The sequence below is a fragment of the Pseudomonas sp. 22526 genome (assembly GCF_052044735.1).
Taxonomy (GTDB): domain Bacteria; phylum Pseudomonadota; class Gammaproteobacteria; order Pseudomonadales; family Pseudomonadaceae; genus Aquipseudomonas; species Aquipseudomonas piscium.
In genome coordinates this window covers 23,724-31,772 of the sequence record NZ_JBQENK010000020.1, presented here as the reverse complement: position 1 = coordinate 31,772, position 8,049 = coordinate 23,724, and the positions used below count along the sequence as shown (strand labels likewise).

Below are 8,049 nucleotides of genomic sequence, written 5' to 3'. Positions count from 1 at the left end.
AGCCGGGCCTGGGCACTGGCCAGCGCCTCGCGGTACGGACGCGGGTCGATGACGAACAGGGTCTGGCCCTTTTCCACCTCGTCGCCCTCACGGAACGCCACGCGGTCGACATAACCGCTGACCCGCGGCCGTAGGTCGACGGCATCGATCGCGCTGATGCGGCCATTGAACAGGTCCCACTCACGCACCGCCTGCACGCTCACGGTCGTCACCTCGACCACCGGCGCCGCGGCGGCGACCGGCTCGCCCTTTTCGTTACAGCCGCCCAGCGCCAACAGGAGGCACAGCGCTCCCAGTCGATGGATTGAAGAACTGCTTCGACCGAGCACCCGGCGAATTCGATTCATGAAAGTGGACTCCGCTGTCACTGCACTGTTGATTTATAGGCAGGCGGAATATAAAAGTTAAAGTGAACTTTAAGTAAAGCCCCTTCGGAGGGCCCATGAACAAATCAAGCGAGCCGCTGCTGACCATCACCGAAGTCGCCCGGCGCAGCGGCGTCATGGCCTCGGCGCTGCGTTTCTACGAGTCCCGCGGGCTGCTCCACTCGATCCGCGTGGGCAGCGGCCACCGCCGCTACCCGCGCTCGGTCCTCAGGCGGATCGCCTACATAGTGTTCGCCCAGCGCATCGGTTTCTCCCTGGATGAAATCATCCAGCAACTGACCGGCCTGCCCATCAACACCGCACCGGCGGGCGCGGACTGGCGACGCCTGACCGCCACCTGGAAAACCCGGGTGCAGCAACGCATCGCCGAACTCGAACGGCTGAACATGAACCTGGAGGAATGCATAGGCTGTGGCTGCATGTCGCTGGAACACTGCGGGCTCAACAACCCCGAGGACATCTACTCGCGCAACGGCTGCGGCGCCCGGCGCTGGCTGGGGGACCAGAAGATTGTCGTTGCTCCTGGGCAGGAGGCGGATTGATCCGGACGATGGCTGACCCGTGTCTTGTGATTGACGTCAGCCAATCGCATCAATATTCAGATCGAAGGCAGCGCCTGGAACGTGGCCGCCCACCAAGGAGGCAATCGCACGATCATTGCTGTCGGCGTCCGGCGGCGCCATCGCGAATTGTTCAGGCACGCGATTGAAGGGATGCGCTAACCAGCGTTCCAGGCTCATTGCCAGTACTTCGGGCTGATTGGCGATCAATCCATAGACCTTCGCCTCAGTGACAGGGTCTTTGCTTAATTTCAGCAGACGAAGTCGGGTCTCCCGTACCTTGGCGATTTCGTCTCGTAGCTGGGACGCCTTGAATTTTCCTGCTGGGGTGGAATCAGAGATTTCTTTCATCATTTGCCTGGTGATTTCCTCCAGGGCCTTGTCTACCTCGAAAAGCTCTGTATCCGTCACCGAGGCGCTTTTCTGCTTCAGCGCCTCTTGCCAGCGACGTAAGGAAGCCCAGCAGTGGGGGATGTAGCTGGCAACCATCTTGTGATCGGCGTTGTCCAGTATCTGGCGTATCAGTCCACCACGATCGGGTAAACCGCCTTCCGCCTTCAACGCTTTGGCACATACCGCACCTGCATGCTCGGTGACGGTTTCACAGCCCGGCGTCCAGAGGATCGCAGACCGGTCACCGCCCTTTAGCGAGAGCGGCATGAAGTGGCGTAGCTCGCCGTGGTGCGTATAAGGCTCGCCGGTCATGTTCACCGGGCTCAGGGCTAATACAGCCAGCCCTGCGGGGACGTTGACAAACGTCAGAATGGCACCCAGGCCAGTCATGCCCCAGGAGGTCTTCATCCAAGGAGCCGGGACACTCGGCACCGGGTCGTTCTGGTTGACCATGCGGTAGTGCCTCAACGCGTGGGCGCTTTCCACAAAGATCTTGTCGCCTGCGCGTGGGCTGCCGTAGGTGTAGAGCAGGATGTCCGCTGCATACCGTTCCTCGCGCCGCAGCATTTCCGCGACCAGCAAAGCCACGGCACCGCCCAGGCTGTGACCGGTAATTACCAGCTTCTGCCCGCTGTAGAATTTATCCAGGTAAGTTGCGACGAAGGTCCGAACGGCCTTTGCAGAACCATAGAAGCCGTTATGTACCTTGCCCACGCCCTCCTCGAAAGGTACCTGTGCAGCGTCTATATCACGCAGCATGTCAGGCCCCCCGGCGGTCCCCCGTATCGCCAGCAAAACCAGCTCATCGTTATGGGTGATAAACACCTGAGAGTCGGTACCACCCTGCTTGCCCGCATCATCAAAAAAGTGGAGCTTGGCGGGATGCTCCTGCTCCGTCCCCAAATCAGGACTGTTCACCTCTGGGTACAGTTCAGGGTCGAAAGGGATGACTTCCAGACGCTTGGAATACGCCACGTCTGCATATAGGGGGTAGTAGGTTTCCTTGGGTGCCTGGCTCGCTTCGACCCGCCAAAGCTCATCGAACCTGGCCAGCCCATCGCCAAACCAGTTACCGACGCTGGGCTGAGTCGGGAAACTCACGCTATCGCTCACCACCGGCTGTGTGTCAGGGACTTGGCCAAACGGGCTGTAGCTCAGGGTCGCCATCAATGCCAGTTGGTACAGGTTGAGCGAGCAGAACTCCTTGTCCGTGGAGAGTAAGGGGCTCAGCGCTCGCAGCGGACGTACCTCCAGCACATGATGCTTGTTCGGCAACAGCGCAATACCTCGAATCCGGGGAGGTTTAGAACCTTCCGATTCTGGCTGACGCATGAGCGAGTGCACATGGTGCTGCGGCGGAAAGTTGCGGGGCGCCAGGGGCGGTAGGTGGGCGCAATGCCCTACCAACTCGCTCACCTCGACCTGACAGAAGAAATCGGCCTGCTCTTGCGCGGGGTTGGACTGAGTTCGGGCGCCGCTTGGGTTCAAGAAGCGAGTTTTTTCCGCACGGACTTGCAGTTCGGTGATAGGGAGCGGGTAATGGTCTCTTCCACTTAAAGCTGTATAGATATCCTCAAGCCCTTGATAAGCCTGATCAAGTTTAAGCACTACCGGCCCACAATAGTGTCGATTAACCTTTCCAGATCCGGTTTCGTCCAGAATACCGAGGTAGATGGCCCCCTCGTAGTCAGTGACCTCATAGGCCAAGCCAGCATAGGGTTTGCCTTCTCCCCGCTCGTCCACCAACTGAAAACTGGTTGAGTGAGTACGCTCTGGGCAAGCATGCATGCGTATATCGAAGAAAGGCAGTTCCCATTCCTCCATCGGCTTAAGGCTCATGGGGTCATCTCCTTGTCTTCAGTGCAGCCCGGATAGATGGTGCAGCTACGGCCATCGGGCATTTTGAAGGTGCTGAAATCCTTGTAATTGCCGTAGCAAAACGCGTATTGGTCTTCGAATCCTTTGCCCATGCAGCGCTTCCAACCACCGGGCACCTTGACCCAGGTGTCCTTCATATATGGCCTTTCCTCGTCGGCCAGCTTGATCTTCAGCCTCACGGTCTTACCCGGCAGTTGATCCAGGGTGTAGGCCGCAAAAGGATGCCCCTTCAGCAGTGCACCGGATGCATCCGTCTTTTTGCAGTCGAGGATCTTGGTGATGTAGCGATTGGGTCCAATCGTGCGAAACAGCCATTGGCACTGGCCAGAGAACTCACTTTCCCCGGCGGCGTTGAACGTGCCTTTAACCGCTTCGGGCAGTTCTTCGCGCACTGCAATCCTGGCGGTATCAACGCCAACCGTGCTCCAGCTCTTGCCGTACACCGCTTTGATATCCAGCTCGACGCGGTCTACCACTAATCGGCAACCATTGCGGGTTCGGCGTATCTCGATTTGCGCATCGGGCTTGTATTCAGTCCGCCACTCACGGTTGAACTGCGGCGCCAGGTTGTCTGCCCTGGCCACCGTGCAGGTCTGCCCTTTGGCGGGCACATAGAACACCGCCGCGACGTAGGCGAAATCCGCAGGCAAGTCGGCCGTGAAGGTGAAACTGTTGGACTTGGCGACGCAGCCCTGCGTCAGTGCCAGCCCGCTGCACAGCATCAGGTTTTGAATGGTGCGTTTCATACGAAGGCGTCTCCTTGCCAAAACTGTGCTTCCTGGTACACGCGCGCAAAGTGCGCCATCGGTGTTTCGTTGTCCTGGGGTGACCAGTACCCGGGCAGGACATAACCTGGCGCCCGCAAACATTGCACGAGCAGAAACCTGACTTGTTCAGGTTCCTGCCAGGCCCATATGCGGGCCAACGCTAACTGGGCATGCAACCAGGCGTCCACACTCTGTTGCTCGGCCAGCTTGGCCAGCCGCTCGATCTGTTCAACCATCAGGTAGCACCGGACGTTGTCGAACTGCACGCCGGCAGCGGTGTCCGCGGTTGGCGGAATAACAAGCCACGCCGGGGCCGGCGGTACCGGGTACTCGCCCGGGGCGGGATTGTAGGCGGCTGCCCATTGCCCATCCTGCCAATAACACACGCTGGCTATCGGCCCGAGGAACTCGCTGCGTTGCTCAGGGCGCAAGTGTGCCAAGGCTCGTCCCAGGACGCGATTGTCATGAAAACGATAGAGGGCCTGATTCGGCCGCTCGCCCGTCACCAGGCGGGCGCGCCAATGATCAGTCAACAGATCCAGATCGCCACTTGCACTGCTGGCCAGCCACCCCCAATGCCGCTCAGGTGACTTGAGCAGTGCCTGGATGATCGGATGATCAAGGGTATCGAGTTGAAACAGGTACGGCGCCACCGCCACCAACGAGCTGGCGGGCGTACCGATATACAGATTGCGGTACTGGTCGTTGTCCCACTCGTTGAGCAGCGCATTGCGCTCCTCCAGTTGACCAACGGAGTCCAGTATCAGGTAGAGGCGCTGACCGAGTTCACCCTGGACGCGCATCCATTGTTCGGGCGTACTCATGCAACTTCTCCAATAGCGCACTGCCCGTCGCGGCAGGCTTCGCACAATGGGCAGAATTCCGCAGCGCGCTGCTTGGCGGCAGCAACGAGCGCCAACGAATTGGCAACGATGGTCTGTGGTTCATCGGCCAGTGCCTGTAGGGCCTGCTGTGGCGAAATGCCTGCCACAGGCGCTCCGCCCAGGACGATAGGCACACTGCTGAAAATCCCCCCAGAGGTAATAACGATGTGCTGGCCACCCGCTTTAAGCGTCAGGCTTGTGCTCGCATCAACCACCACATCAGTGGCAGTGACGCGGGCCTGTGGCCCCGCCTGCACGACCCAGGTTCCGCCTACGGTGATGCTGCCATTGCCCGAGATGGAGAGCAGCTCATTGCCGACGATCTGGGTGTTCCGTACGCCTTGGGTCGTGTGCAGTTCGTCACCCTTGACCAGGCTGGCGCTATTTCCGTCCACCTGAGCAAAACGATCGTTGCCGATCAGGCTGTGGCTGTCCCGGCTGATCTGTTCGCGCCGGTCGTTGCCGATCTTGGTGTCGCTGTCATTGAGGATCAGTTGCTCGATGTCACGCTGCGCGCGTAGATAGATCAACTCCTGCCCGGACCGATCCTCGATCGACAGTTCGTTGTAGCCGCCACTGTCCGGGGTGCTGCGGCTGCGCAACACGGTTCTGCTTTTATTCGCCGGCAGAGGGTACGGCACCGGTGTGCTCTTGTTCGGTACGACACCAGTAATCAATGGGTTGTCCGGGTTGCCTTCAAGAAAGCTCACCACCACTTCCATGCCAATGCGGGGAATGGTCACCGCGCCGAAGTTTTCTCCGGCCCAGCTTGACGCTACCCGTAGCCAGCAACTGCTCTTGTCGCTGCCCAGCTCCAGGCGGTCCCAATGGAGTTCGACCTTCACCCGGCCAAACTCATCGCAAAAGATTTCCTCTCCGGCCGGGCCGGTGACCCGGGCGGTCTGGCTGCCAGACAGCGGCCGGCGCGTTAGCAATGGCGGACGGAAAAATACGTCCCACGGAATGGCGGTGAAGCTGTTGCGGTAGCCCTGGGTGAAACCGTCCTCGGGTTGGGTATCGCTGGTCACGGACTCTTCCAGTGACTGCGGTTGTCGGCCGGAATGCGTGACGCTCAACAGCAGCCACAAATCGTTGCAGCTCTTGCGCGGGTGTTCGGTCAGGTTGAAGAAGTGCCCGCTGCGTAGCGTCGGCTGATCGCTTTGGCCTTCGGCCAACTGATAGTCGACGCGATGCCGCTCCAGGGCCTGCCTGGCCAACACCTTGCCGCGCTCCAGCGTGGTGATAGGTACGGGGTAGCGATAGTCCTCGAGCGCCGGCTGAAACTCCGCGGTGAACTGGCTTTCGAGCAATAGGCTGGGACACTTCAGATCGTAGTCGCGATGCGTCACGGTGCTGGTACGGGTACTGAAACGCTGGGAGAACCGATTGACCACCGGATGGTCCGCTACCGTGCCCGTATCCTGTTGGTACGGCGTATCCCCCAGCATGGGGAAAAAAGTCTGGTCATCGCTGAACACCAGTAGATGGCCCTCGGCCGAATGCTGATGGTGCCAGGCAATGCCGTCCTCGGCGCACAAGCGCTGGATGAACTCGAAATCGCTTTCCCCGTACTGGGTGCAGTATTCGCGCTCCGCACTGGTACTGACATTGAAGGTATAGGCGTCGGGCTGGATGCCATGGCCTCCCAGCACCTGGGCGACAACTTGCGGCACCGTCAAGTGCTGGAAGATCCGCTGGTTGAAGCTGAACTGCAGGTAGTGCAATACCGGCACCAGGGTCAGGTGATAGCGCGTCAGGCGCTTGCCCACCTCTCCCACATACAGGTCTTCGATCTGCCCATGAAGGCCTTCGCCATTGAGACCAAACCGGAGAAAGGCCGGCTGATTGAGCAGGCTCTCCAGGTCGAAGTCAGGGTTCTCGCTGACCAGTTCGACGCGGATCCCATAAAGGGTGCTGAGGGCTTCGGTGCCGTCGAAAGCCAGCACCCTGAAGTCATTGCGAACAGAGGGGATCGAGAGCGTGAAATGCGCAGTATGGGCAGGCGCAAACATTTTGCTTTTCCTCAAGCTGAACAGCAGTGCCCCTGGCAGGTCTTTGGAAATCCTGCTGAGGTTTTGTTGCAGCGAAGCTAGCAATTTGCGCTGGGGGTGTATGTGGGAGGTTTCTGAAATTCGGTCGAGCAAAGTAGATTTGCTCCTACCACACGGAGGGAGCAAATGAGGAGAGACGGAGCATCGAACACCGGCCACGATGTTGAACAACCTTGATGCCCGGAGGGCTCCAAGGTTAATGCAACGGTCGAATCGACCTTGGTTCTGGACAGTCGCCCGCGCGCCCCGCCCTAACCGCGCAACACGAACACCGGGAACATCTCGCGCAGGTGCTGCCACAGGTCGGGCACCAGCACCTGTTGCGGCGTGCTGGGCAATTGCGGGTCGAGCATGCGCGCGGTGCGCACCATCTGCACGGCGAAGCGCTTGACCCCCAGGGCTTGCAGGCGCTGGCCGAGGAGCAGCAGGCGCGCCGGCTGCAACAGGTGCCAGTGCAGGGTGGTGCGGCATTCGTAGTCGACGCCACTGGCCAGCAACAGCTCCAGGCTGCGCCAGTTGGCCTTGCCGCTGCCCGGGACGCCAGTGAGCATCGGGGCGTCTTCGGCCAAGGCCTTGACGTCGAAGCCGACCCAGTCGGCGCCGGCCACCGCCCGGGCAAAGGCCGCCGGCTTGATGCCGGCGCTGTGCAGGCCGATGCGGAAACCCATGGCGCGCACTTCGTCCATCGCCCCCGGCAAACCGTCCTGCAGGGTCGGCTCGCCGCCGCTGAACACCACCGCGTCCAGCAGGTCCTGGCGGCGTTGCAGGAAACTCAGGACCCGGCACCAGTCCAGCTCCTCGCTACCCCGCGGCGGGATCAGTTGCGGGTTGTGGCAGTAGCGGCAACGCCAGGCGCAGCCCTGGCAGAACAGCACGCAGGCGAGCAGCCCCGGGTAGTCGAGAGTGGTCAGGGGCACCATGCCCCCGACCCGCATCTTTCGGCTCATTGGCGCCCTGCCGCGGTCGCCTGTTCGGTGAAGTGCACGCGCTCGCGGTGCTCGGACTGTTTACCCGGATTGAACGCCGAGACCGGGCGGTGATAACCCATCACCCGGGTCCAGACTTCGCAGCGCTGGCGTTGCGCCTGGGGCAATGTGTGTTGTGCGCTCATGGTCAAACTCCTTGCGGTT

At 60.5% G+C, this 8,049-nt stretch carries 8 protein-coding genes; 1 reads left to right on the top strand and 7 read right to left on the bottom strand.

The genetic code is table 11. The features are described from left to right. A partial coding sequence (locus tag ACTJKT_RS25140; RefSeq protein WP_440788962.1) for an efflux RND transporter periplasmic adaptor subunit occupies positions 1 to 347 on the bottom strand: 347 nt, incomplete at its 3' end. A 95-nt stretch (positions 348 to 442) separates the two neighbouring features. Here ACTJKT_RS25140 and soxR point away from each other — a divergent pair. Continuing rightward, positions 443 to 928: a redox-sensitive transcriptional activator SoxR gene (gene soxR, locus ACTJKT_RS25135; RefSeq protein WP_063431439.1), complete on the top strand. Its 486-nt coding sequence runs from the start codon at positions 443 to 445 to the stop codon at positions 926 to 928. A 36-nt stretch (positions 929 to 964) separates the two neighbouring features. Here soxR and ACTJKT_RS25130 read toward each other — a convergent pair whose 3' ends face one another. The 6 genes from ACTJKT_RS25130 to nrdD all read right to left on the bottom strand — a co-directional run bounded on the left by ACTJKT_RS25130 (position 965) and on the right by nrdD (position 8,030). Beyond that, positions 965 to 3,178: a lipase family protein gene (locus tag ACTJKT_RS25130; protein WP_440788961.1), complete on the bottom strand. Its 2,214-nt coding sequence runs from the start codon at positions 3,176 to 3,178 to the stop codon at positions 965 to 967. Continuing rightward, positions 3,175 to 3,963, bottom strand: a complete 789-nt coding sequence (locus tag ACTJKT_RS25125) for a hypothetical protein (RefSeq protein WP_440788960.1) — start codon at positions 3,961 to 3,963, stop codon at positions 3,175 to 3,177. The genes ACTJKT_RS25130 and ACTJKT_RS25125 overlap by 4 nt, the downstream gene beginning before the upstream one ends. Beyond that, the gene (locus tag ACTJKT_RS25120) at positions 3,960 to 4,808 is read right to left on the bottom strand and encodes a DUF4123 domain-containing protein (protein WP_440788959.1); all 849 of its coding nucleotides are present in this window, start codon (positions 4,806 to 4,808) and stop codon (positions 3,960 to 3,962) included. The genes ACTJKT_RS25125 and ACTJKT_RS25120 overlap by 4 nt, the downstream gene beginning before the upstream one ends. Further along, positions 4,805 to 6,880 carry a type VI secretion system tip protein TssI/VgrG gene (gene tssI, locus ACTJKT_RS25115; RefSeq protein ID WP_440789049.1) on the bottom strand — a complete coding sequence of 692 codons (2,076 nt, stop codon included), beginning with the start codon at positions 6,878 to 6,880 and terminating at the stop codon, positions 4,805 to 4,807. The genes ACTJKT_RS25120 and tssI overlap by 4 nt, the downstream gene beginning before the upstream one ends. A gap of 290 nt (positions 6,881 to 7,170) precedes the next feature. Further along, positions 7,171 to 7,866 (bottom strand): anaerobic ribonucleoside-triphosphate reductase activating protein, encoded by a 696-nt coding sequence (locus ACTJKT_RS25110; protein ID WP_440788958.1) that lies wholly within the window; start codon positions 7,864 to 7,866, stop codon positions 7,171 to 7,173. Continuing rightward, positions 7,863 to 8,030, bottom strand: a complete 168-nt coding sequence (nrdD, locus tag ACTJKT_RS25105) for an anaerobic ribonucleoside-triphosphate reductase (RefSeq protein ID WP_025810414.1) — start codon at positions 8,028 to 8,030, stop codon at positions 7,863 to 7,865. The genes ACTJKT_RS25110 and nrdD overlap by 4 nt, the downstream gene beginning before the upstream one ends. Between the last annotated feature and the right edge of the window lie 19 nt (positions 8,031 to 8,049).